The sequence below is a fragment of the Shinella zoogloeoides genome (genome assembly GCF_030733845.1).
Classification (GTDB): domain Bacteria; phylum Pseudomonadota; class Alphaproteobacteria; order Rhizobiales; family Rhizobiaceae; genus Shinella; species Shinella zoogloeoides_C.
Map to the genome: position 1 here is coordinate 469,346 of NZ_CP132312.1, position 23,349 is coordinate 492,694.

The 23,349-nt window shown below is 65.0% G+C and carries 21 protein-coding genes; 2 read left to right on the plus strand and 19 right to left on the minus strand.

Annotated features, from left to right (window positions below):
• Positions 1-92 precede the first annotated feature (92 nt).
• The 6 genes from Q9316_RS22500 to Q9316_RS22525 all read right to left on the minus strand — a co-directional run bounded on the left by Q9316_RS22500 (position 93) and on the right by Q9316_RS22525 (position 9,267).
• Positions 93-950 (minus strand): inositol monophosphatase family protein, encoded by an 858-nt coding sequence (locus tag Q9316_RS22500; protein ID WP_306035544.1) that lies wholly within the window; start codon positions 948-950, stop codon positions 93-95.
• Positions 947-2,044 carry an ABC transporter ATP-binding protein gene (locus tag Q9316_RS22505; protein WP_306035545.1) on the minus strand — a complete coding sequence of 366 codons (1,098 nt, stop codon included), beginning with the start codon at positions 2,042-2,044 and terminating at the stop codon, positions 947-949. The genes Q9316_RS22500 and Q9316_RS22505 overlap by 4 nt, the downstream gene beginning before the upstream one ends.
• A 5-nt stretch (positions 2,045-2,049) precedes the next feature.
• Entirely contained in the window at positions 2,050-3,732 is a 1,683-nt protein-coding gene (locus Q9316_RS22510) for an ABC transporter permease (RefSeq protein WP_306035546.1), read from the minus strand.
• Between the two features lie 117 nt (positions 3,733-3,849).
• The gene (locus tag Q9316_RS22515; protein ID WP_306035547.1) at positions 3,850-4,869 is read right to left on the minus strand and encodes an ABC transporter substrate-binding protein; all 1,020 of its coding nucleotides are present in this window, start codon (positions 4,867-4,869) and stop codon (positions 3,850-3,852) included.
• Between the two features lie 241 nt (positions 4,870-5,110).
• Entirely contained in the window at positions 5,111-6,121 is a 1,011-nt protein-coding gene (locus Q9316_RS22520; protein WP_306035548.1) for an amino acid ABC transporter substrate-binding protein, read from the minus strand.
• 95 nt (positions 6,122-6,216) lie between these two features.
• Positions 6,217-9,267 carry an aminotransferase class III-fold pyridoxal phosphate-dependent enzyme gene (locus Q9316_RS22525; RefSeq protein ID WP_306035549.1) on the minus strand — a complete coding sequence of 1,017 codons (3,051 nt, stop codon included), beginning with the start codon at positions 9,265-9,267 and terminating at the stop codon, positions 6,217-6,219.
• A 126-nt stretch (positions 9,268-9,393) separates the two neighbouring features.
• Between Q9316_RS22525 and Q9316_RS22530 the strand changes: the two genes are divergently transcribed.
• Positions 9,394-9,828: an Lrp/AsnC family transcriptional regulator gene (locus Q9316_RS22530; protein WP_160786464.1), complete on the plus strand. Its 435-nt coding sequence runs from the start codon at positions 9,394-9,396 to the stop codon at positions 9,826-9,828.
• A gap of 22 nt (positions 9,829-9,850) precedes the next feature.
• On the opposite strand, the gene Q9316_RS22535 is transcribed toward Q9316_RS22530, so the two are convergent.
• Positions 9,851-10,378: a GNAT family N-acetyltransferase gene (locus Q9316_RS22535; RefSeq protein ID WP_306035827.1), complete on the minus strand. Its 528-nt coding sequence runs from the start codon at positions 10,376-10,378 to the stop codon at positions 9,851-9,853.
• 206 nt (positions 10,379-10,584) lie between these two features.
• Between Q9316_RS22535 and Q9316_RS22540 the strand changes: the two genes are divergently transcribed.
• Entirely contained in the window at positions 10,585-11,763 is a 1,179-nt protein-coding gene (locus tag Q9316_RS22540; RefSeq protein WP_306035551.1) for a GGDEF domain-containing protein, read from the plus strand.
• A gap of 9 nt (positions 11,764-11,772) precedes the next feature.
• Here Q9316_RS22540 and Q9316_RS22545 read toward each other — a convergent pair whose 3' ends face one another.
• From Q9316_RS22545 to Q9316_RS22600, 12 genes are all read right to left on the minus strand, one after another.
• Positions 11,773-12,150: a hypothetical protein gene (locus Q9316_RS22545; protein ID WP_306035552.1), complete on the minus strand. Its 378-nt coding sequence runs from the start codon at positions 12,148-12,150 to the stop codon at positions 11,773-11,775.
• Between the two features lie 10 nt (positions 12,151-12,160).
• The gene (yghU, locus tag Q9316_RS22550; RefSeq protein WP_306035553.1) at positions 12,161-13,075 is read right to left on the minus strand and encodes a glutathione-dependent disulfide-bond oxidoreductase; all 915 of its coding nucleotides are present in this window, start codon (positions 13,073-13,075) and stop codon (positions 12,161-12,163) included.
• 197 nt (positions 13,076-13,272) lie between these two features.
• Positions 13,273-13,662 carry a RidA family protein gene (locus Q9316_RS22555; RefSeq protein ID WP_023512889.1) on the minus strand — a complete coding sequence of 130 codons (390 nt, stop codon included), beginning with the start codon at positions 13,660-13,662 and terminating at the stop codon, positions 13,273-13,275.
• Between the two features lie 19 nt (positions 13,663-13,681).
• Positions 13,682-14,452, minus strand: coding sequence for an amino acid ABC transporter ATP-binding protein (locus Q9316_RS22560; RefSeq protein ID WP_306035555.1), 771 nt, complete (start codon positions 14,450-14,452; stop codon positions 13,682-13,684).
• Between the two features lie 13 nt (positions 14,453-14,465).
• Positions 14,466-15,128: an amino acid ABC transporter permease gene (locus Q9316_RS22565; protein ID WP_306035556.1), complete on the minus strand. Its 663-nt coding sequence runs from the start codon at positions 15,126-15,128 to the stop codon at positions 14,466-14,468.
• 5 nt (positions 15,129-15,133) lie between these two features.
• Entirely contained in the window at positions 15,134-15,796 is a 663-nt protein-coding gene (locus tag Q9316_RS22570) for an amino acid ABC transporter permease (RefSeq protein ID WP_306035557.1), read from the minus strand.
• 49 nt (positions 15,797-15,845) lie between these two features.
• Positions 15,846-16,688 (minus strand): transporter substrate-binding domain-containing protein, encoded by an 843-nt coding sequence (locus Q9316_RS22575; RefSeq protein ID WP_306035558.1) that lies wholly within the window; start codon positions 16,686-16,688, stop codon positions 15,846-15,848.
• 223 nt (positions 16,689-16,911) lie between these two features.
• Entirely contained in the window at positions 16,912-18,561 is a 1,650-nt protein-coding gene (locus tag Q9316_RS22580; protein WP_306035559.1) for an ABC transporter ATP-binding protein, read from the minus strand.
• Positions 18,562-18,569: 8 nt separating this feature from the next.
• Complete coding sequence (locus tag Q9316_RS22585) at positions 18,570-19,385, minus strand: ABC transporter permease (protein WP_306035560.1); 816 nt, start codon at positions 19,383-19,385, stop codon at positions 18,570-18,572.
• Positions 19,386-19,390: 5 nt separating this feature from the next.
• Complete coding sequence (locus Q9316_RS22590; RefSeq protein WP_306035561.1) at positions 19,391-20,338, minus strand: ABC transporter permease; 948 nt, start codon at positions 20,336-20,338, stop codon at positions 19,391-19,393.
• A 50-nt stretch (positions 20,339-20,388) separates the two neighbouring features.
• Positions 20,389-21,945 carry an ABC transporter substrate-binding protein gene (locus Q9316_RS22595; protein WP_306035562.1) on the minus strand — a complete coding sequence of 519 codons (1,557 nt, stop codon included), beginning with the start codon at positions 21,943-21,945 and terminating at the stop codon, positions 20,389-20,391.
• A gap of 69 nt (positions 21,946-22,014) precedes the next feature.
• The gene (locus Q9316_RS22600; protein WP_306035563.1) at positions 22,015-23,148 is read right to left on the minus strand and encodes a trans-sulfuration enzyme family protein; all 1,134 of its coding nucleotides are present in this window, start codon (positions 23,146-23,148) and stop codon (positions 22,015-22,017) included.
• Positions 23,149-23,349: the final 201 nt, after the last annotated feature.

The window sequence follows — 23,349 nt, forward strand, 5'->3', positions numbered from 1 at the left end:
CGTTTGGATTTGACTTGGAGGTCGACGGCACCGTTGAAGACGCCGTCGTCGCTCCCCTTCTTCTCAGGATTGAAGGGCCTGCTGATTGAAGATCACAGTACCCCGTCGGCCATCAGCTTCGACAGGCAGGACGACTGGTAGTCGAAACCGGCTTGCGCCACGACGATCCGTTTCACCGAGCCGAGCGTGTCTTCCTGCGGCTCGACGGCGCGGCCGTCCGCGTCCTGCGCGTAGACCTGTCCGCCTGCCGCCTGGACGAGCTGGATGCCGGCCGCGATATCCCAGGCGCTGAACTTCGATTCGTAGGCCACCGCCACGCGGCCGACCGCGACATAGGCGAGGTGCAGGGCGCAGGAGCCGAGCCGGCGCGTGGCGCGGAATGAGTTGACGAGGTCGGCATGGGCCTCCTGCGCGGCGCGGGAGGGGCGCTCGCCTTCATAGGGGGCGTTGCTCAGCACCTCGACTTCCCGGTCGGTTCGCCCGCGCAGGAAATGTTTGACGGTCGTGCCGTTCAGCGTGAGACGGCCGCCGGCGGCCAGGAACAGTTCCTCGCGCACCGGATCGTAGACGACGCCGCAGACCGGCTCCCCCTTGTGGTAGGCGGCGATCGAGACGCAGAAGAACGGCAGGCCCGAGGCGAAATTGCTGGTGCCGTCGATCGGATCGATGATCCAGGTCGTCTCGCCTTCGCCCTGCCAGCCGCCTTCCTCGCCGAGGATGCGGGAGGCCGGAATGCGCGACCAGATCGTGTCGCAGGCGGCGCGCTCGGCCGCCTTGTCGGAGGCGGTCACGATATCGAAGAAACCCGCCTTCTGCTGGGTTGCAAGGCTTTCCGGGCTGGCATTGACGAAGCCTCGGTGCGCTACCATGCCGGCGGCGAGCGCCGCCTCGCAGGCGACGGTGGAAATGGTTTCATAGAGGTCGTTGGGGGCGGGCTTGGAGAGGGTCATGCGGCTTTTCCGATAGTGGCTGCTTCATTTTCCGGCAGGATCCAGACCGGCCGGCTGTCGATGGATAGTTTCAGCGTCTGGCCGACCTCGGCGACGCCGGACTTGTAGTAATCCGTGTCGAGGAAGACGCATTCCTGGCCTTCGAGATCGGTGAGGTATTCGACATAGGCGCCCTGGAAGACGACGCGGCGCACCTTCGCCTCCATCGTGCCCGCGGGGTCGACGCGGATATGCTCCGGCCGCACGACGCAGCGCACGGCCTCGCCGACCTTGAAGGCGCGGTCGCCGCGCGCCAGCATGAAGGCGACCGTCGAGGCGATGCGCACGCGCACCGTGGTGTCATCGACCGCCTCGACCTTGCCGTTCAGGATGTTCGCCTTGCCCATGAACTCGGCGACGAAGCCGGTGCCGGGGCGCGAATAGACGTTGAGCGGCGAATCGTCCTGCTCGATGACGCCGCCGCGCATCACGACCACGCGGTCGGTGATCGCCATGGCTTCGCTCTGGTCGTGGGTAACGTAGAGGCTGGTGATGCCGAGGCGCAGCTGGATGGCGCGCAGCTCGTCGCGCATGCGCTCGCGCAACTGCGCGTCGAGGTTGGAGAGCGGCTCGTCGAACAGCAGCACCTTCGGCTGGGTGACGACGGCGCGAGCGAGCGCCACGCGCTGCTGCTGGCCGCCCGACAGGCGGGCCGGCGAGCGGTCGGCATATTGGGTGAGCGCCATCGTATCGAGGATCGAGCCGACGCGGTCCTTCATCTCGGCCTTTGGCAGGTTGAGGAGGCGCACGCCGTATTCGACGTTTTCCCGGACGCTCATGTGCGGGAAGAGCGCGTAGCTCTGGAACACCATGCCGACATTGCGGGCATTGACCGGCACGTTGGTGACGTCGCGTCCGCCGATGGTGATCGTGCCGTCGGAGGGGGTCTCGAAGCCGGCGAGCATGCGCAGCGTCGTCGTCTTGCCGCAGCCCGAGGGACCGAGCAGGGTGACGAGCGTGCCTTCCTCGATGGTGAGGTTCAGGCGGTCGACGGCGGTGGCGCCGGCAACGCCGGGGAAGCGCTTGGTGATATTGGAGAAGACGACTTTCGACATGGGGCTTACCTCTTCGATGTCGAATTGAGAACGAGCTGCATGACCGCCAGGATGGCGAGCACGACGAAGACGAGGATGCTGCAATAGGCCGCGGCGACGCCGAGTTTCAGCGTTTCCACCTGCGAGAGGATGGTGACGGTGATCAGCGTCCAGTTGGCCGAGACGAGGAAGATGACCGCCGAGAGCGTCGTCAGCGAGCGCGTCAGGGCATAGGAGAGCGAGGTGAACAGCGCGGGCTTCAAGAGCGGCAGCGTGACCTGAAAGAAGGTCCGCGTGTTCGACGCGCCGAGGATGGTGGAGGCCTCCTCGATCGACTTGTCGATCTGGCGCAGCTGGTTGGAGCCTGCCTCGATGCCCACCTGCAGGTTCTTCACCACCATGGCGGCGACGACGATGAAGGCGGTGCCGGTGAGCAGCAGCGGCGCGGCGTTGAACGTGCTGACGTAGCCGATGCCGAGGATGGTGCCGGGCGCGGCGAAGGAGAGCAGCGTCGCCCAGCGCAGCAGGAAGCTGCCCGGAAACGCCTTGCGGATCAAGAGATAGGCGATCAGCATGCCGGCGACGGCGGTGATCGGGGTGGCGATGCCGGCCAAGAGCAGCGAATTGCTGAGCGTCTGGAAGCCGGCGGTGAAGACGGTGGCGTAGTGGTCGAGCGTCAGCGTGTTGTTGACGCCGGGCAGCTTGGTGAAGGAGACGTAGACCACCGTCAGATAGAACAGCAGGATGGCAAAGACGATGGCGTAGCAGCCGATGGCGAGCGGCACGACCACGCCGCCGGAAATGCGGATCGTCTGGGCGGACGGCTTGCCGGTGACGGTGACGTAGCTGCGCTTGCTCACCCAATAGCGGTGGACGAGGAAGGCGGTCATCGAGGGCACGAGCATGAGGCTTGCGAGCAGCGCGCCGGCCTGCAGGTTGAAATACCCCACCATCTGCGAATAGGCCTCGACGGCGAGCGTATTGAAGTTGCCGCCGATCAGCATCGGATTGCCGAAATCCTCGACCGACTTGACGAAGACGAGCAGCGTCGAGGAGAGGATGGCCGGCGTGACGAGTGGCAGCGTTACCCGCGAGAAGGTCGTCCAGCGCGAGGCGCCGAGCGATGCCGAGGCGTCCTCCAGCGCGGTATCGATGGACTGCAGCATGCCGCGGATGTTGAGATAGGCGATCGGCGTGAAGGCGAGCGACTGGATCAGCACCAGGCTATGGAAGCCATAGACATTGGCGTTGCGGATGCCGAGCAATTCGCGGGTGATGAGGCCGGAGCGGCCGAACAGGATGACCACCGCCAGCGCCATGACGAAGGGCGGCGAGATGATCGGCAGCAGCGCCACGCCATGCACGAAGGTCTTGCCCGGCATGGTGGTGCGCGTCGCGGAAAAGGCAAGCAGGAAGCCGGCGGCCGTGGCGATGACCGCCGAGGTCGCGCCGAGCAGCAGCGTGTTGGCAAAGGATTCCCAGACGAAGGACTGGGACAGCGTATCGGCCAGCACGCCGAAATCGAAACCTTGCTCGGTGACGACCGCCTGCTTCATGACGATGAAGATCGGCAGGGCGGCGAAGAGCAGCACCGAAAGCGTGACGAGGGCGAAGATGCCGAACAGCCACGGATCGACGACGATCTTGCGCAGGAAGGCTGGCGAAGCTCCCGTCCTGCCGGACGGGACCGCTTGCGAAACGAGGGTCATGTCGAAGCTCCTTGGGCAATTCCAGGGACGGCTTTCCGCTCGGAATCGCATGTAGACAAAGGGGCGGAGCATTCCCGCTTCGGAGAAAAGCGGGAATGCTCCTGCCTGCCGCGTTACTTACTTGGCGTCCGCCTTGTGGCGGACGTCGTTTTCGTAACGTTCAAGCAGGCGTGCTCGGTTCTCGCCGGCCCAGGTGAAGTTGTAGTCGATCATCTTCACGCTGGTGAGGTCGATCTTGGCATCCGGGTTCTTGTAGCCGGGAACGATGGGCCCGCGGAAGGTCGCGCCGATGGCGGCCTGGCCCTTTTCGGTCAGCACCCAGTCGAGGAAGGCGGCAGCGCCCTTGGCCTGCTCTTCCGGCGCATTGGCGACGGCGGCGGCGGCGTTCACCTCGAAGCCCGTGCCTTCCTCCGGGAAGGAATAGCCGACCGGATAGCCCTGCGCGAGCGCGGCTTCAATGTCCTGCGTATAGGCCATGGCGAGCGCGATCGCGTTGTTGGCGACCATGCGCGACGGTGCGACGCCCGAACGGGTATACTGCACGACGTTCTTGTCAATCTCCTTCATGAGGGTGAAGGCCGGCTCCTCGCCGTCGAGCTGGACGATGGAGGCGAGCGCCACATAGGCGGTGCCCGACGAGGCCGGATGGGCGAGCGCGATGCTGTCCTTGAAGACTGGGTCGGCGAAGGATTTCCAGCTCGTCGGCGGCTTGGCGCCGATTTCGTCGAGGACCTCCCGGCTGTAGGCGAAGACGATGGGCGACAGCGAGATCGGCGTCCAGCGGCCTTCCTTGTCGGTATAACGCTGGTCGACCTTGTCGATGCCGACCGCCTTGTGCGAGGCAAGCAGGCCCTCGCTGGCGGCCTGAATGAAGTTGTCCGCGGCGCCCGCCAGCCACAGGCCGGCCTGCGGATTGGCTTTTTCGGCGCGGATGCGGGCGAGGATCTCACCGGCGCCGATGCGCACGAATTGCGCCTCGATGCCGGTATCGTCCTTGAAGGCCTTCAGGACGGCGCCGCAATCGTCTTCCGACATCGGGCAATAGGCGGTCAATCCCGCGGCAGCGGCGCTGCCGGCCGAGAAGACGTGCGAGCACAGGACTACGAGCGCTGAAGCCAGCGCGAAACGGCGTGACATATCGATTTCCTCCAGATGAACGTCACGGCCCCCTTGAAGGCCAATGCGGGCCATCAGGTCTCACTCACCGTGCGTGGCTGGTGTCATAATAAAGGAAACTACATTTGTCAAAAGAAATGTAAGGAAGCTACATTTTATTCCGGCGATGTAGCCTTGTCGTAAATTTCCGCACCCGAATGCCATACGCAAAATCGCCGCGGTGGTGCCGCGGCGATCCGTCTTGCTTGCTGATATGAACCGCTCAGCGGGCCGGCGGGGCGTACATCAGGCCGCCGTCGCTCCACAGCCGGTTGAGGCCGCGGTCGATCTTCAGCGGGCTGTCCTTACCGAGATGGCGCTCGAAGATCTCGCCGTAATTGCCGACGGCAGATATTGCCTGGTAGGCCCATTTCGCATCGAGGCCCATTGCCTTGCCGGCCTCGCTCTCGACGCCGAGGAAGCGCTTCTGCGCGACGGTGCCGGTTTCGACGAGCGCGGCGGCATTCTCCTTGTCGATGCCCATCTCCTCGGCCTCGATCAGCGCGAAGAGCGTCCAGCGCACGATCTTGAACCACTGGTCGTCGCCCTGGCGCACGGCCGGGCCGAGCGGTTCCTTGGAGATCACCTCGGGAAGGACGACAAAGCGGTCGGGGTCGTTCAGCGTCAGGCGCTGGGCGTAGAGCGCCGAGGCATCGGTGGAGTAGACGTCGCAGCGCCCCGTGTTGAAGGCCTGGACCGTCTGGTCCGGCTTCTCGAAGGCGATGACCTGGTACTCGATCTTGTTGGCGCCGAAATAGTCGGCCATGTTCTGTTCGGTCGTCGTGCCGGTCTCCGTGCAGACGGAGGCGCCGGAGATTTCCTTGACGCTGTTCACGCCAAGCTCCTTGTTGATCATGAAGGCCTGGCCGTCATAGTAGTTGACGCCGACGAAGCTCATGCCGAGATCGGTATCGCGCGAGAGCGTCCAGGTCGTCTGGCGCGAGAGCAGGTCGACTTCACCAGATTGCAGAGCCGTGAAGCGATCCTTGGTGGACAGCGGCACATAGGCCACCTTGTCCGGATCGCCGAGCGTCGCGGCGGCAATCGCGCGGCAGAAGTCGACGTCGAAACCGCTCCAGGCGCCGTTCTTGTCGGGCGCGGAAAAGCCGAGCACGCCCTGGCTGACGCCGCAGCGCACTTCGCCGCGCTCCTTGACGATATCGAGCGTGCCGGCCTCGGCAGCCGTTCCGGCTGCAAGCGTTGCTGCTGCCATGGCCAGAATTTTTAGTTTCATAGGGTTCTCCTCCTTGGTTGTTTTGGGCATGCGTGGTCCGGGCCGGGAAAAGGCCTTCCCCGGCTGCAAGCTGTTCTCCCGGTGGTGTCGGTCGCCTAGCCGAGCGCCTTCTCGACGTCGGCGAAGGTCTCTTCGAGCACGGCGATCAGGTGGTCGGCGTCGCGCCTGGAAAAGATCATCGGCGGGCGCATTTTGAGCACGTTGTCATGCGGTCCCTCGGTGCCCATCAGCACGCCGCGGCGGCGCGCGCCGTTGCAGACGGCGCGGGCGAACGCGGTCGCAGGCGCTCTGGTCGTGCGGTCCGTCACCAGTTCGATGCCGAGGAAGAGGCCGAGGCCGCGCACGTCGCCGATCACCGCATGGCGCTTCTGCATGTCGCGGAAGGCGTCCATCAGGTGGTTGCCGATGGCAAGCGCGTTGCCGCGCAGGTCCTCCTTCTCGATGGTGTCGAGCACCGCCAGGCCCACGGCGCAGGACACCGGGTTGCCGCCGAACGTGTTGAAATATTCCATGCCGTTGTCGAAGCTGTCGGTCACCTCGCGGGTCGTCACCACGGCCGCCAGCGGATGGCCGTCACCGATCGGCTTGCCCATCGTCACGATGTCGGGCACGACGCCCTGCGTCTCGAACGCCCACCAATGGCTGCCGACACGGCCGAAACCGACCTGCACCTCATCGGCGATGCAGACGCCGCCCGCCTCGCGCACGAGCCGGTAGACCTCCTTGAGGTAGCCTTGCGGCAGGAAGACTTGGCCGGCGACGCTCGGGATGGATTCGGCGATGAAGAAACCGGGCGCCTCGCCCCTGGCTTGCATGGCGGCGATCAGCTCGGCCACGCTTTCGGCAAAACGCCTGCCGTGCTCCTCGGCCGGCCAGTCCGCCGGCGCATGGTAGCTGTCCGGGACGGCCGCGACATGGACATGTGGCTTCCGGCCCTTGCCGCCCTTGCGGCGGAACTTGTAGGGGCTGATGTCGATCAGCTCCTGCGTCGTGCCGTGATAGGACCAGTCGAGCGTGATGGCGTTCTCGCGGCCGGTATGCGCCCGCATCAGCCGCAGCGCCAGGCTGTTGGCCTCCGAGCCGCTGTTGACGAAGCCGGCGACGGTCAGTTCCTTCGGCAGCGTCGCCGTCAGGCGCTCGGCATAGGCGACGATATTGTCGTGCAGGTAGCGGGTGTTGGTGTTGAGCGTCGCGGCCTGCTTCGCCATCGCCTCCACCACGGCCGGATGGGCGTGGCCGATATGGCAGACATTGTTGAAGCAATCGAGATAGGCCCGGCCGCCGTCGTCGATCAGCCAGACGCCTTCGCCGCGCACGAACTTGATCGGCTTGTCGTAGGAGATGGAAAGGTTCGGCAGCAGCAGTTCACGGCGCAGCGCGACGATCTCCTCGTGCGAGCGGCCCTGCCGTTCGTAGAACTCTTCGGCAATGCCACCGAAGGTGCGGGCATCGGGAAAGAGTTCCGCCCAGACGTCGAGGTAGCGCGGCTCGCCGACGCCGAGGATTTCGGTGGCGGAGAGGCTGGTATCGGTGGAAAGCTGCAAATGGAGATGCGGCGCCCAGCCGCCGTTTTCCGCCGGCGCGCCCATTTCGCCGACGAGGGCACCGGCCTCTAGCCGCTCGCCGGGCGTGAGCCGGTGCATGGCCTCATGCGCGAGATGCCCCCAGAGCGAGGTGAAGGGCGGGCAACCTTCCGGCTCGTGGCGGAGCGCGATGAGGCAGCCGTAGCCGAGCGGGTCCTCTTCGATCTCGACGCTGACGACGGTGGCGGGAAGCGGCGTGAAGACCTTGGTGCCGGCGGCCATGAAGAGATCGAGGCCGAGATGGCGGGTGCGGCGCGTCTTCTCGATAAAGCGCGAGACGAACATCTCGCCGGCATAGACGCTGCGCTCCTCGCCCCAGGGGCCGATACCGAGCGCGATGCCGTTGTCCCGGCAATGGGCTTGCCAGATCGCCTGCGCTTCGTCCGGCTGTTGGACGGCGGATTTCACCGTCATCGGATGCTCCGGATCGCCATAGGGCACGAGCGCAGCCGGATAGGTCGCGGCCGGCCGCTCCAGCAGCGGGGCGAGTGCCTTGCGGTTTCGCGCGATCCAGTCCGTCACACGGCGCGCGCCTGGCACGGCCTCGAAGCCGCAGGCCTTGCGCATGATCGCGGTCGCGAACCGCGGGTTCATCCGGTCGAGCTTGCGCAGCAGCGTCCAGGCCGGCCGCTCGCTGATCGCAAGATAGGGGTTGCTTCCGGTATGCGCATGACGCGAGGCCGACATGGTGACCGACGTGACGAGCCGGATGGCGATGAGGTCGTAGAGAAGGTCGACCTCTTCTTCGAGCAATGGATACTCGGCATTGAAGCCCCTGACGATGGCGGCGGCCGCGCCGATCGGATCGGCATGGTCGAGGCCGGCATAGGCGGCGGCGATCGCGACTTCCGCGATCAGCGGCGCGTAGAGCGCGTCGCCGAAATCGATGAGGCCCGAAATGCGGTCGTGATCGGCAGCGTCGACCAGTACGTTCCAGTCGTTCGCGTCGTTATGGATGACGGCGGCGCGAAGGGTCGCAAGACGCGGCGCGATCGCGGCAAAGCGCTTGAGGAAGCGGTCCAGCAGGGCTCGGTCCTCCGCCGACGCGATATGCTGCAACCGCTCGGCCGACCGGCCGGCCTTGCGGATATCCCAGTCGAGGTCGCGCAGGGCGCCGGGATGCATGAAGCCCTTCAAGGCGGCGTCGAAACGGCCGAGCAAGCGGCCGAGGGATTCGAGCGCGGTGTCGCTGCGGCCCGTCTCGGCGAGCGGCTGGCCATCGACCCAGCTCACCAGCCGGATGCGGTGGCCGACGCCGCTCGCGCTCGTCGTGTGGGCAAGGCTGGCGCCGGCAAGCGTCGGGCGGATATGCGGTACCGGCAGGTCGCCGGCATGGGTGCCGATATGGGCGAGTAGAGCGGTCTGGAAATCGCTTTCCGCCTCCGGCTCGGCGGCGTTGACGATCTTCAGGATGAAGACGCCCTCGGCCGTTTCCACCTTGAAATTCTGGTCGCGCTCGCTGGCGAGCGGCGAGAGCGTGCCGGAGAGCCCGTAGTGCTCGGCAAGGAGCGCGGCGGCCGCGTCGATGGAAAAATCGGGCGTCGTCTTCAGCATGTCGTTCATGGCAATCCTCTTCGTGACGGAAAGAGTTGCATGGACGACGGCGTGGCGCATCCGGCATTATGCCGGTTGTGCCGGCACAATGTTTATAATAACCGTCATCTTGTCGGCGGAAACGGGGAGGGGCCCATGCAGGATACGGACGCCATCGACCGGACGATCCTCAGCATCCTGTCGCGGGAAGCGCGCATTCCGATGAAGTCGCTCGCCGGGCGGATCGGTCTTTCGCGCAGCGCGACCACGGAGCGCGTGAACCGGCTGGAAAAAGCCGGCATCATCCGCGGCTACCGCGCGGATATCGGCCAGCTCGACGACGGGCAGATCCAGGCCTTCCTGCTCGTCACGCTGAAGCGCACGCCCTCGATCGGCGTGCTCGACCGCCTTGCCGGCTTTTCCGCCGTGCGCAAGGTTTCGTCCGTCAGCGGCCAGCTCGATCTGGTGGTGGAGGTCGAGGTCGGCTCGATCAATGCGCTCAACGAACTGCGCAACGAGGTCTCGACCATGGACAATGTCGAGGACCTGACCACCTCCATCGTCCTCAGGCGGGATATCGAGCGGAGCTGATACCTTGAGGCGCGGCCTTGCGTCAGGCCGTCGCCCGCTGGAACAGCTTGATATCCGCGCCGGCATATTTGGTCATGGCGAATTCCCGGAATCCGTGCTTTTGCGCGAGGCGTATGGAAGCCTCGTTGTCCTTGTCGATGATGCAGGTGATGGGCTTGCCGCGGTGGTTTTGCGCCGCCCAGGAAAGCATTGCAATCAGGGCTTCGTTGGCATAGCCGCGCCCCTGGGCATCGGGAACGAGACCCCAGCCCGCTTCCATCGTGTTCTCGATGCTGGGCGTGAGGGCCCGGCGCATCTCATGGAACCCGGCTTCGCCCACCAGCGCGCCCGTGCCCTTTTCGATGATCGCCCAGAAGCCGAAGCCCATGATGTGCCACATGCCTATGTGGCGCATGAGACGGATCCAGGATTGCTCGCGGGTGAGGGGAACACCGCCGATGAACCGCACGACCTCGGGCATGGCCCACATATCGGTCATCGCGTCGAGATCGCCGGGCTGGAAGCCGCGCAGGAGGAGGCGGTCAGTTTCGATTTCTGGAATGTCTATCATCTGGTTTGGCGTCGTCGGGACGGTGCACCCCTGCGGTGCGATCGCGTGCAATAGAAAGGCAAACGTGTTGGTGGTCCAACGGAATTTTTGCGTATGCCGGTATTTTTTGAAGGGGCCAAGCGGTCTTCCGAAGCGATCCCGCTTTAGGTCGTTGTTCAGTTTTCTGGCCTAACGTCGGGCGAGCTGCTGCATGCGGGGAATTCGGGATGGGCGTCGTGACGCTGGATCAGGTGGAGCGCCAGATAGCGCGCGGCTTTCGCCTTCTGCGCTTTGCGCCGGATATCGAGGCCGCGTTCCGCAAGGACTATGCGGCGGAGCGCGTCCGGCTCGCCGCGATCTGGGGCGTGGTCGGCACGCTGATCTATGATCTCGTCTATTTCGGCGATCGCACCATGATGGCCGACGTCTTCAGCGAGCTGGTCGTCCTGCGCTTCCTCGTGTTCACGCCCTTCGTGATCGGATGTATTCTTGCCGTCCGCCGCTGGCCGCACGCGCTGTTCTACGACATTCTCTCCATCGCGATTGCCGTGCTGGGCGTCACCTTGCCGATGGCTGCCGCCACGCAGAGTGCAAGCCCCTATCTCTTCGTCTACCAGAACGGCAATTCCGCCGCCTTCCTGTTCTTCGTCATCGCGTTGCGCCCGCGTTTCCCCGCCGTGCTGGCGGGGCTTGTGCTGATGTGCGCCTCGCACTTCACCACAACGCAGATGACGGGCGCCTTCGACGCCGTCACCTATTCCGGCATCGTCACTTTCTATGTGACGCTGTCGATCTTCCTGGCGGTGAGTGCCTATTTCCTGGAGCAGAAGGACCGGCAGAATTTTCTCAACCAGCTTCGCGGCAGCCTGCTCTACCGGCAGCTCGAACACAATTCCGAGCGCGACGAGCTGACGGGGCTGCTGAACCGGCGCTCGCTGGCGCGCACCGCCGAAGGGCTGTGGAGCGACGCGGGGCACCGTATCGCGGCCGTCCTGCTCGACATCGATCACTTCAAGCGGTTCAACGACGTTCACGGCCATATCGAGGGTGATGCATGCCTGCGCGCCGTCTCGCAATGCATTCGCGACACGGTGGACGAGGCATCGTTCGTGTTCCGCTTCGGCGGGGAGGAGATGCTGGTGCTCTCCGTCGATCGGGAGCCGCTTGCGGCGCTGGCGATGGCGGAGCGCATCCGCGCCGCGATCGAGGGCCTTGCCATGCGCCATCGCGGGCTCGACGGCGGCTGCGTGACAGTCAGTCTCGGCGTCGCCCTGGCGGTGCCGTCCGAGGCGACGCTCGAAGGGCTGCTGCGGGATGCCGACAGCGCGCTCTATGAAGCAAAGCGCACGGGCAGGAACGCCGTGGTGCTTGCGGGCGAACTGGCGGCCGGTGCCCGCGTCGCCTGACCTCGTTGGCTATACCTCGAACACGTCCTCGAAGGATTCCGGGAAGCTCTGGCGGGCGACCTTCTCGTTGATGACGAGAAGGGCCTCGTAGGACAACGGGTCGAAGTCCTTCTCCGCCGCTAGCACCTCACGGCCGAAGAGCAGGTTGAGGCGTGCGGCGTCGAGATTGCCGCGCTCGAAGGGCTCGTCGCCGAAATGGTGCCAGAGGGCATGCAGGAAAGCCGCGTCGATGCGGTGTTCCGCCGTGCCCGGCCGCGCCTTGCGGGGCAGGGCCTTGATCGGCGTCACGCCCTTCGGATTGGCGCGGCGGATGGTGAACTGGACGCCCGTGCCCGGCATGCCGGATGGGAAGCCACGGTGCTTGGTCATGTCGGGCAGGTTCGCCATCCGATGCTCCTTACTCCGTACCGGCCGGGTTGATCTTGTCCTGCGTCTTCGTCTCGAAGTCGGAGGCGTCGTGCCGCTCGTGCAACTGCTCGGACGGATCGCCCGTCAGCCGGTTGACCATGCGGCCGCGGATGACCGCCGGACGGGCGGCGATCTCCGCCGTCCAGCGCTGGACGTGCTTGTAGGTCTCGACCTCCAGGAACGTGCCGGCATCGCCATACTGCTTGTTCTGGGCGAGGCTGCCGTACCAGGGCCAGATCGCCATGTCGGCGATGGTATAATCCTGACCGGCGACGAAGCGGTTGTCGGCAAGCCGGCGGTCGAGCACGTCGAGCTGCCGCTTTACCTCCATGGCGTAGCGGTCGATGGCATACTGGATGCGCATCGGCGCATAGGCGTAGAAATGGCCGAAGCCGCCGCCGAGGAACGGCGCGGATCCCATCTGCCAGAACAGCCAGTTGAAGGTTTCGGTGCGGGCGCGAAGCTCGCCCGACAGGAAGGCGCCGAACTTTTCCGCGAGATAGAGCAGGATGGAGGCCGATTCGAAGACGCGGACCGGCGTACCGCCGCCCGTCGGCGCACGGTCCATCAGCGCCGGGATCTTGGAATTCGGATTGACGTCGACAAAGCCGGAACCGAACTGGTCGCCGTCCCCGATGCGGATCGGCCAGGCATCGTATTCGGCGCCTGCATGACCGGCGGCCAGGAGCTCCTCCAGCATGATCGTCACCTTCACGCCGTTGGGCGTGGCGAGCGAATAGAGCTGCAGCGGGTGCTTGCCGACCGGCAGGTCCTTGTCATGGGTCGGGCCGGCAATCGGGCGGTTGATGTTGGCGAAGGCGCCGCCGTTGCCCTTTTCCCAGGTCCAGACTTTCGGCGGCTCGTAGCCGGCGGGGAAGTTGTCGGCGGGGGATTTCTCGGTCATGAAATGATCCTTGTCGTCGAAGAACGCGCGGTGCGCCGACGCGGGGAGGGGCCGGCTGCTTCGCGCAGTTCTATACCGTCCGTGCGCGACCTTCCAGACATGCAGGTTCCGGTTCGGCCGCGCCCAAGGAATTTTCGTCCGCCGTCGCGAACGGCCCGGTCGCAGGATGCCTGCGGCCGGGCGTGTCTTGCACGTCTCTAGGCGCGGTCGGCGCGGTAGGCCACGCAGTCGATTTCCACCCGGCAGTCGACCATCATGCGCGACTGCACGCAGGCGCGGGCCGGCGGGTTCTTGCCGAAATATTCGGCATAGACGCCGTTGAAGCTCCAGAAGTCGCGGGGATCGTCGAGCCAGACGCCGATGCGTACGATATCTTCGAGGCCGTAGCCGGCCTCGTCGAGGATGGCGATCATGTTCTCGATGGCCTTGCGGCTCTCGGCGACGATGCCGCCGGAGACGATCTCGCCCTTTTCCATCGGCACCTGGCCGGAGACATAGAGCCAGCCGGCCGCCTCTGTCGCGCGGGCGAAGGGCAGCGGCTGGCCGCCGGCACCGGTTTCCCCGGCGCCATAACGCTTGATCGTCATGAGATATTTCTCTTTCTGCTTAGTTGAAACTGGAGGTTTTCAGGAATTCGGCAAGCCGTTCCGTCTTCGGCTGCACGAACATCTCCTTCGGGTCGCCCTCCTCGCAGATGACGCCCTGGTTCATGAAGATGACCCGGGAGGAGACCTCGAAGGCGAAGCGCATCTCGTGGGTGACGAGCAGCATGGTCATGCCGTCGGCGGCAAGGCCCTTGATGACCTGCAGCACCTCGCCCACCAGTTCCGGATCGAGCGCGGAGGTCACCTCGTCGAACAGCATCAGGCGCGGCGACATGGCGATGGCGCGGGCGATGGCGACGCGCTGCTGCTGGCCGCCGGAGAGCTGGCCGGGATAATGGTCGGTGCGGGCGGCAAGGCCGACGCGCTCTAGCCATTTTTCCGCGATGGCGCGGGCCTCGGGCTTGGCCATCTTCTTCACCTTAATGAGGCCGAGCATGACGTTTTCGGCGGCCGTCATATGGGGGAAGAGGTTGAATTGCTGGAAGGCCATGCCGGTCAGTGCGCGCTGGCGGGCGATCTCCTTCTCGCTCTTGCGCCGGCGCGTGGTTCCCTCGACATGGTAGCCGATCTCCTCGCCGTCGAGGCGGATCGTGCCGCCCTGGAATTCCTCCAGCATGTTGATGCAGCGCAGCATGGTCGTCTTGCCGGAGCCGGACGAGCCGATGATCGAAATGACCTCGCCTTCCTCGACGGCGCAGTCGACGCTCTTCAGCACTTCGTTCTGCCCGTAGACTTTGCGCAGGCCCTTGATGTCGAGAATGGTCTTGGCCATCGGTCGGGTCTCCTCAGGACGGCAGGGCGGTCTTGCGCTCGACATATTTGCCGAACCGCTCGATGCCGAAGTTGACGATGAAATAGAGTGCGCCGGCCAGGAAGTAGAACTGCAGGCTCATGAAGTTGCGTGAGATGATCTCCTGCGTGCGCAGCAGCAGCTCGGCAACGCCGATTACGGAGAGCAGCGTCGAGGCCTTCACCATCTCGGCAGCGGTGTTGACCCAGGCCGGCAGGCATTGGCGCAGCGCCTGCGGCCAGAGCACCGAGGTAAAGGTCTGGCCGAAGGTGAGGCCGATCGCCTTGGCGGCCTCGGTCTGCCCCTTGGGGATCGCCTGCAGCGCGCCGCGCACGATCTCGCCGATATGGGACGAGCAGAAGACGGCGAGCGCCAGGATGCCCGCCGAGAAGGGGCCGAGATCGACGCCAGCGGCGGCCGAGACGTAGTAGCTCGCCAGGACCAGCACCAGCACCGGCGTGCCGCGGATGATGTCGGTATAGGCCCGCACGATGACGCGCAGCACCGTGCCGCCGTAGACGAGGGCGAGGCCGACGAGCACGCCGAACAGCGAGCCTGCGACGATGGCGAGCAGCGAAATGGATACGGTGGTACCGAGGCCGCTCAGGATGACGTAGCGGGCGATCCAGAGCTGTTCGAGGAAGGCGAAGGAGGACATCCGGATTACCTCGGCAGGGCCAGCCGACGCTCGACGCGGCGGAGCAGGGCGGCAATGAGGAAGCAGGTGACGACATAGAGCGCCGAGGTCACCATCCAGGTCTCGACGACGCGGAAGCTCTCGACGTTGATCTTGCGCGCCGCGAAGGTCAGTTCCGGCACCGCGATCGCCGCGGCGAGCGAGGTGTCCTTGAATAGCGAGATCACGGTCGAGGAGAGCGAGGGCAGCACGTTGCGGAACATCAGCGGCGCGATGATCGAGCTGCGGATCTGCATGGGTGTGAGGCCGATGGCGAGCCCCGCCTCGGTGAGGCCCCGCGGAATGGACAGCAGCCCGGCGCGAAAAACCTCGGCGAGATAGGCGCCGGAATAGAGCGACAGCACCATCACGAAGCTCTCGATCTTGCCGAGCCGGAAGCCCATCTGCGGCAGCGCGAAATAGGCGAAGAGTACCAGCACGAGGATCGGCAAATTGCGGATGACGGTGACGTACAGCCGCGCGGGCGCGCCGACGAGCCGGCTCTTCGACGTCAGCGCGAAGGCGACGGCAAGGCCGATGGCGGCACCGATGAAGATGGAGATGACGGCGAGGCCGAGGCTGAGCGCAAGGCCGCTCAGAAGAAGGTCGAAGCTCCGCCAGACGGCGGCAAAATTCAGCGTGTAACCCATGTCAGGTCGCCCCGGCTGGGGGAGCGGGATCAACCCGCTCCCCTGACGATTACTTGTATTCGACCGGGAAGCCGATCTGCGGCGGGGCAAGTTCCTTGCCGAACCAGGTCTTGTAGGACGTGGCGTAGAAGTCGAACTCGACGCCGGTCATGGCCTCGTGCAGGGCGGTGTTGACGAAGTTCAGCCAGTCCTGGTCGCCGCGCTTGACGCCGCAGGCATAGGTCTGCGGGTTCCAGCCGTAGCTGGCGTCCTTGTAGCGGCCGGGGTTCTGCGTCATGTACCAGCCGAGCGACGACTGGTCGGTGGCGACCGCATCGGCGCGGCCCGATTCCAGCGCCTGGTAGATGAGGTCGACGGATTCGTACTGGTCGACCGTCGCGTCCGGCAGCGCGGCATGCACCATCGCCTCGGCATAGACGTTCTGCAGGACGGAGATGGTGACGGAGGATCCCGCCGCCTTCAGCGCCGCATAGTCGGCATACTGCCCGTCCGCCTTGAGCATCAGGCCGACACCTTCGCGATAGTAGGGAATGGTGAAGGCGATCTGCTGGGCGCGCTCGCCGGTGACCGTCATGAACTGGCAGGTGAGGTCCACCTTGTCCGTCGTGATGTTCGGAATGCGCGCGTCGGACGACTGGTTGACATATTCGATCTTGTCGGGATCGCCGAACAGCGCCTTGGCGATGATGCGGCCCATGTCGACGTCGAAGCCCTGCAGCTTGTCTTCCGCACTCTTGAAGTGCCAGGGCGCGTTCGTGCTGCCGGTGCCGAGGATCAGGTGGCCGCGGGCAATCACCTCATCGAGCTTGCTGCCGTCGGCAAATGCCGGCGCCGAAAACAGCGCGGCGGAAACGGCCAGCGACAGGGCGCCGGCGCGGAAGGAAATGGTCATGATGCTCCCCCAAAAGAATCCTCAACGTCCAATATAACGGACATCTGTCTGTTTTATTGGATGAGTATTATCAAGCTGCATGAGGGACGGCTTGTCAATAGGTTTTCCGGGGAAAAACCGCTGGAATCCGCCTGAACCTGCGCGCTTTGACGCACGCGCGGGCCGATCCGTCGGCCGCGGGCGCCGCGGATAGCGAAGGAGGATGTCGAGAGGGCGAAGCTGCTCAGGCTTTCGATATTTGCTCGCGTGTCTGGAGAACCCCGTCGAGCCAGTCGAAACGCATTTCCGGAACCGAGGACAGCAGGAGCTCGGTATAGGGGTGGTACGGCGGCGAGAAGATTTCGGACGTCTCGCCATAGGCGACGACCTCACCCTTGCGCATGACCGCCACCTTGTTCGCGATGCGGCGAACGGTGCTGAGATCGTGGGTGATGAACAGGTAGGCGAGGCCGAGCGTCTCCTGCAGCCGTCGCAGGAGGCCGAGGATTTCCTCGGCCACCAGCGGGTCGAGGGCGGAGACGACCTCGTCGCAGATGACGATGTCCGGTTCGGCGGCAAGGGCGCGCGCGATGCAGACGCGCTGCTTCTGGCCGCCCGACAGCTCCGGCGGCCGGCGCATGAGGTAGCTTTCCGGAAGCTCGATCTGCCGGAGCAGTTCGACGACGCGTGCACGCACCTCCTGCCGGGATTTACCGAGGTAGAATTCGATTGGCCGGCCGATGATCTCCAGAAGCGTCTGCTTCGGGTTCAGCGCGAGGTCCGGGATCTGATAGATCATCTGGATCCGCCGGAGCGTGTCACGCGAGCGCTGGCCGAGCGCCGGCGGAAGGTCTTCGCCCTTGAAGACGATGCGGCCGCTTTCGCGCGGCAGGAGACCGACGACGACACGCGCCAGCGTGCTCTTGCCCGAGCCGGATTCCCCGACGATGGCAAGGGTGTCGCCGCGCTTCAGGTCCATGCTGACATCTTCGATGGCGCGTGCCAGTCCGCTATAGCTGGCCGTCAGGGCCTCCAGTTGTAGGACCGGCTGTTCGCCGTCTTTCTTGTCCTCGACGAAACGCCCCGCCATGGCGGCGTTGCGCTCGGCGACGAGCCGTCTAGTGTAATCCTCCTGCGGGTTCTGCAGGATGTCTTCCGCATCGCCCGCCTCGACCGTCTTGCCGTGCCGGAGCACCATGATGCGGTCGGCGATCTGGGCGACGACGGCGAGATCGTGGGTGATGTAGAGCGCCGCCGTGCCGCGCTCGCGGATCAGCTTGCGGAAGGCCGCCAGCACTTCGACCTGGGTGGTGACGTCGAGCGCCGTGGTGGGCTCGTCGAAGACGAGAAGATCGGGCTCGGCCATCATCGCCATGGCTGCCATGGCGCGCTGAAGCTGGCCGCCGGAGGCCTGATGCGGATAGCGGTTGCCGAACGTCTCGGGGTCGGGCAGCTCCAGCGAGCGGAACAGCGCTACGGCCCGCGCCTTCGCCGCGGCCTTGCCGAGCAGCTTGTGGCGGATCGCCACCTCGCATACCTGCCGGCCGATGGTCAGCGACGGGTTGAACGAAGCGGCCGCGCTTTGTGCGATATAGGCGATCTTGGCGCCTCGTAGCGCTCGTCCTTCGCGCTCGGAAAGGGCTAGGATGTCCTTGCCGTCGAAGAGGATGCGGCCCCCGGTGATCGCGCAGCCCGCCCGCGTGTAGTTCATGCTGGAGAGGCCGATGGTGGATTTGCCGGCGCCCGATTCCCCGATCAGGCCCAGCACCTCCCCGCGCTTCAGCGAAAAGCTGGCATTGTCGACCAGAACGGCCCCGCCGCCCGAGCGCGATACCGCCTCGATGCGCAAGCCCTCGACTTCCAGCAGTGTCGTGTCCCGTTGCCTGTCGTTCATGGTGATCCTCAATGCTCGGCTGCGGTCGTCGAGGTCAGCCAGTCGACCAGGAGGTTGATGCCGATGGTCAGCAGGGCGATCGCGCCCGCCGGATAGAACACGGTGGGCACGCCCAGCATGATCATGGCCGAATAGTCCTTCACCATGCTGCCCCAGTCGGCATTGGGCGGCTGGATGCCGAGGCCGAGGAAGCTCAGGGCCGAGATGAAGAGGAAGGTGAAGCAGAAGCGCAGCCCGAATTCGGCGACGAGGGGCAGGGCCGCGTTCGGCAGAACCTCGCGGCGCACGATCCACCACAGCCCTTCGCCGCGCAGCCGTGCCGCCTCGACGAAGTCCAGCGCGACAATGTTCATCGCAAGCGCCCGGCTGACGCGGAAGATGCGGGTCGCGTCGAGAACGCAGATCGTGACGACGAGCACGACGAGATCGGTGCCGAGGACCGACAGCACGACCATGGCGAAGATGAGCGCGGGCATGGACAGCAGCAGGTCGACGATGCGCGACAGCACCATGTCCGTCGTCTTGCCGAGAACGGCGGCGGCAAAGCCGGTGAACACGCCCAGCGAGAAGGAGAGGGAGGTGATCAGCATCGAAAGGCCGATGGAAAGGCGCGCGCCGTAGAGCAGGCGCGACAGCACGTCGCGCCCGAGATTGTCGAGGCCGAGCCAGTGGGCGGCGCTGATGCCCTCCCAGGCGCGCCCGACCACCTCCGCTTCCGGATAGGGGGCGATGACCGGGACGAGGAGCGCCGCAAGGGCATTGATCGTCACGATGGCAAGCCCGACCTGTGCCTTGAGCGGCATATGATGACCGAAAAGCCGCATGGGGATCACCTCGGATGCCGCAGGCGCGGGTTGCTGACGATCGCCAGAATGTCCGCGATCATGTTGAGCGATATGAAGACGGCCGCGAAGATCAGGCCGCAGGCCTGCACGACGGGCACGTCCCGCTTGGAGACGGCATCCACCATCAATTGACCGAGGCCCGGATAGACGAAGACCACCTCGATCACCACGACGCCGACGATGAGATAAGCAAGGTTCAGCGCAACGACGTTGATGATCGGCGCCAGCGCGTTGGGCAGGGCGTGCTCGACCACGACGCGCCATTTCGGCAGGCCCTTCAGGAAGGCCATCTCGATATAGGGGTTGGACATGACCGAGATCACCGAGGCTCGCGTCATGCGCATGACATGCGCCATGATGACCAGCACGAGCGTCAGCATCGGCAGGAACGTCATGTAGAGCCGCTCCGCGAAGGAGGTCTCGGGCGTCACGCTCGCCAGGACCGGAAACAGCCCCCACTGCACCGCCACCCACTTGATCAGCAGGTAGCCGAGGAAATATTCGGGCAGCGAGATCGCCAGCAGCGTCAGCGCATTAGCCGCGCTGTCGAAGATGCTGCCCTGCCAGGCCGCCGCGAGGACGCCAAGCCCGACGGAAAGCGGAATGGCGATGGCCGCGGCATAGAGCGCCAGGAAAAGCGTGTTGTAGAGACGGGGCGCAAGGTCCTGCGCCACGTCGCGTCGGTTGACGAGGGATGTCCCGAGGTCGCCCTTGGCCGCGTTGCCGAGCCATTCGGCATACCGCTCCACGGCGGGCCGGTCGAGGCCGAGCTCCTCGCGCAGCGCGGCCACGTTCTCGGGCGTCGCGTTGTTCTGCAGCACCGCCTGCGCCAGGTCTCCGGGGAGAATCTGGGTTCCGGCGAAGATGAGCACAGACGCGGCCCACAAGGTTATCAGCCCGAGTGCCGCCCGTTTTAGCACGAGATTGAGCACGGTTCCCCTCCTGTTGCGCGGCTTGATGCCGGATCGGTCGTCCTGACGGATCAGGCGTCGAGCCAGACCTTCTCGCAAAGCCGGCCGTTGGCAAGATCGAACTGCGTGTGCGGCGTATGCCCCTTCACATGCGAGCGGTGCGCATCGAGCCAGTCGGAGAACACGGGAATGAGCGCGCCGCCGTCGTCGGACAGCATGGTCTGCATATCGCCGATCAGGATCTTGCGCTTGGCCTCGTCCACTTCGGCTTTGGCCGATTGGAGGAGCTTGTCGAAGGTTTCGTTCTTCCAGTGCGTCTCGTTCCAGTTCGCCCCGGAATAGTAGGCGGAGGCCAGCATGTCCGTGGCCGAGGCGCGGCCGGCCCAGTAGGAGGTGCAGAACGGCGCCTTCAGCCAGACATTGCTCCAGAAACCGTCATGCGGCTCCTTCTTGACGTCCACCGTGATGTCGGCTTTGGCGGCCGAGGCCTGGAAGAGCACGCTCATGTCGACGGCGCCGACATAGGCCGCGTCGGAGGCCGAGAGCGTGACGGCATCGGCGAGGCCCGATTTCTTCAGGTGGAATTTCGCCTTGTCGAGATCGAACGTCCGTTGCGGGAGATCGGCATTGAAGAACGGGTCCGAAACCGGGATCGGATGGTCGTTGCCGATCCGTCCGAAGCCGTTGAACAGCGCGTTGAGGATCTGTTCGCGGTCGCAGGCATATTTCAGCGCGAGGCGGAAATCCGGGTTGTTGAACGGCGCGACGTCGCTCTGCATGGCCATGATGGTGTGCCAGCCGCCGGGCGCCTGCACCAGCTCGATGCCGGGGGCGGCGCGGAAGAGATCGACGGCGCGCTTGTCCACGTCGTTGATCACGTCGACCTGCCCGGCGACGAGTGCATTCATGCGCTGCACGATGTCGTTGACGACGGTGATCTCGATGCGCTCGACATTGCCGCGGCCCGTCTTCCAGTAGTTCCCGGCATTGGCGAGCACGCAGCGCACGCCCGGATCGAAGCTCTCGACGGTGAAGGCGCCCGTGCCGACGGGCTTTGCCCAGTCGGTGAAGCCATCCGGCACGACCAGCAGGTGATAGTCGGCAAGCGCGTAGTGGAGATCGACGTCGGAGGACGACAGCACGATCTTGATCTGGTGCGTGCCGAGCTTCTGCATGTTCGAAATGTGCTTCAGGCCGCTGGCGGCCGGTGACTTGCTGGCTTCCCCGGTATGCAGCGAGAGCGAATAGAGCACGTCGTCGGCGGTCATTTCCTTCCCGTTGTGGAAGGTGATGCCCTTGCGGACGTTGAAGGTCCATTCCTTGGCAGCGGCGCCGATCTCCCAGCTTTCGAAGAGTTCGGGCTGCGGGACGCCCTTCTCGTCGATCTCGATCAGGCCGTTCATGACGGCGTAGCCGACGAGGAGCGGAACCGCGTTGGAATAGGAGGTCGGGTTCAAGGTGTCGGTGGTGCTGCCGCCGCGCATGCCGATCTTGAGCGTGCCGCCCTTTTTGGGCGTCTCCTGCGCAAAAGCCGGCTTGATCATGTAGGGCGCTGCCGCCGTGGACAGGCCGAGTGCGGCGGCCGTCTTCAGGAAGTCGCGTCGGGATTGCTGACCGATCAGTTTCATTCCATTCCTCCCAGTGTCATTCTTAAGCTGGCGGATTGCCGCCGCAGGTGCCGGTTTGCGCGAGCCGCGTCAACCGAGCGCTGTCTTGAGGTCGTCGATAAGGTCCGATACCGCCTCCACGCCCACCGAAAGGCGCAGGAGGCCCGGTTCGACATGCGAGGCGGCTCCCTCGACCGCCGCGCGCCGCTCGATCAGGCTTTCCACCCCGCCAAGCGAGGTCGCCGGCTTCCAGATGCGTGTGCGCGTCATGACGCGCTCCGCTTCCTCCAGGCCGCCTTTGACGACGATCGACACCATGCCGCCGAAACCACCCGTCATCTGGCGTACCGCCAGCGCATGTCCCGGATGCGACGGCAGGCCCGGATAGAAGACCGCTTCCACCTTGGGATGGTCGAGACACGCCGTCGCGATGGCCATGGCGGATTCGCTTGCGCGCTGGATACGCAGGTGCAGCGTGCGCATGCCGCGCATCAGAAGGGCGGCGGGGAACTGGCCGAGAATTCCGCCCTGATAGTCGCGGGTGAAGCAGATGCGCTCCCAGAACTCATCCACCGTAGCCGTCATGGCGACGCCCGCGAGCACGTCGCTGTGGCCGTTCAGGTATTTCGTGGCGGAGTGCACGACGATATCGGCGCCGAGGGACAGCGGTTGCGTCAGAAGGGGCGTTGGGACCGTATTGTCCACCACAAGCCTTGCGTCGGCGGCATGGGCGATCTCCGCAAGGGCCGCGATGTCATAGATGTACCAGTGCGGATTGGACGGCGTTTCGGCCCACAGGATGGCCGTGACCCCTGGAACGACGGCGGCGCGGACCTTGTCGAGGTCCGTCATATCGACATGATCGATGCGGATGTTCCAGTGGGCCGAGTACCGCTTCAGCCAAGTCCGCATGCCGTGATACATGTCGATCGGAAAGACGCAGTGCGCGCCGGGCTTCAGCGCCATCATGACGGCGGTCATGGCCGACATGCCGGAGCTGAACAGCCTGCAGTCCGCGGCGCCTTCCAGCGCCTTCAGCGTGGCCTCGGGCTGTTCCAGCCCCGGATAGCCGTAGCGGCTGTAGCTCCAACCGGTGTCGGAATAGCCTTCCGGCGGGCGCAGGAACGTGGTGGCGAGATGGATGGGCGGAATGACCGCGCCGGTGGGATCATGCTCGTCGCAAGTGCCCTGGGCGAGGATCGTATCGGAAATGTACTGACGCATGAGAAGCCGACACCAAGCCTGAAAGAGCTGACCCGCCGCTCCGGCAAGCCCTGCATTCCGAGGAGTATGGCACCCTTCACTTTGATGGATTTCTCATTCTCGGTCCCGCCGCCGAGAAATTTATAACCGGGGGACCGTTGCGGCGCATAAAACTCTCACGCCCTCGAAACGGCTCGTCTTGCGGTCGGCCAGGCTTTCCCC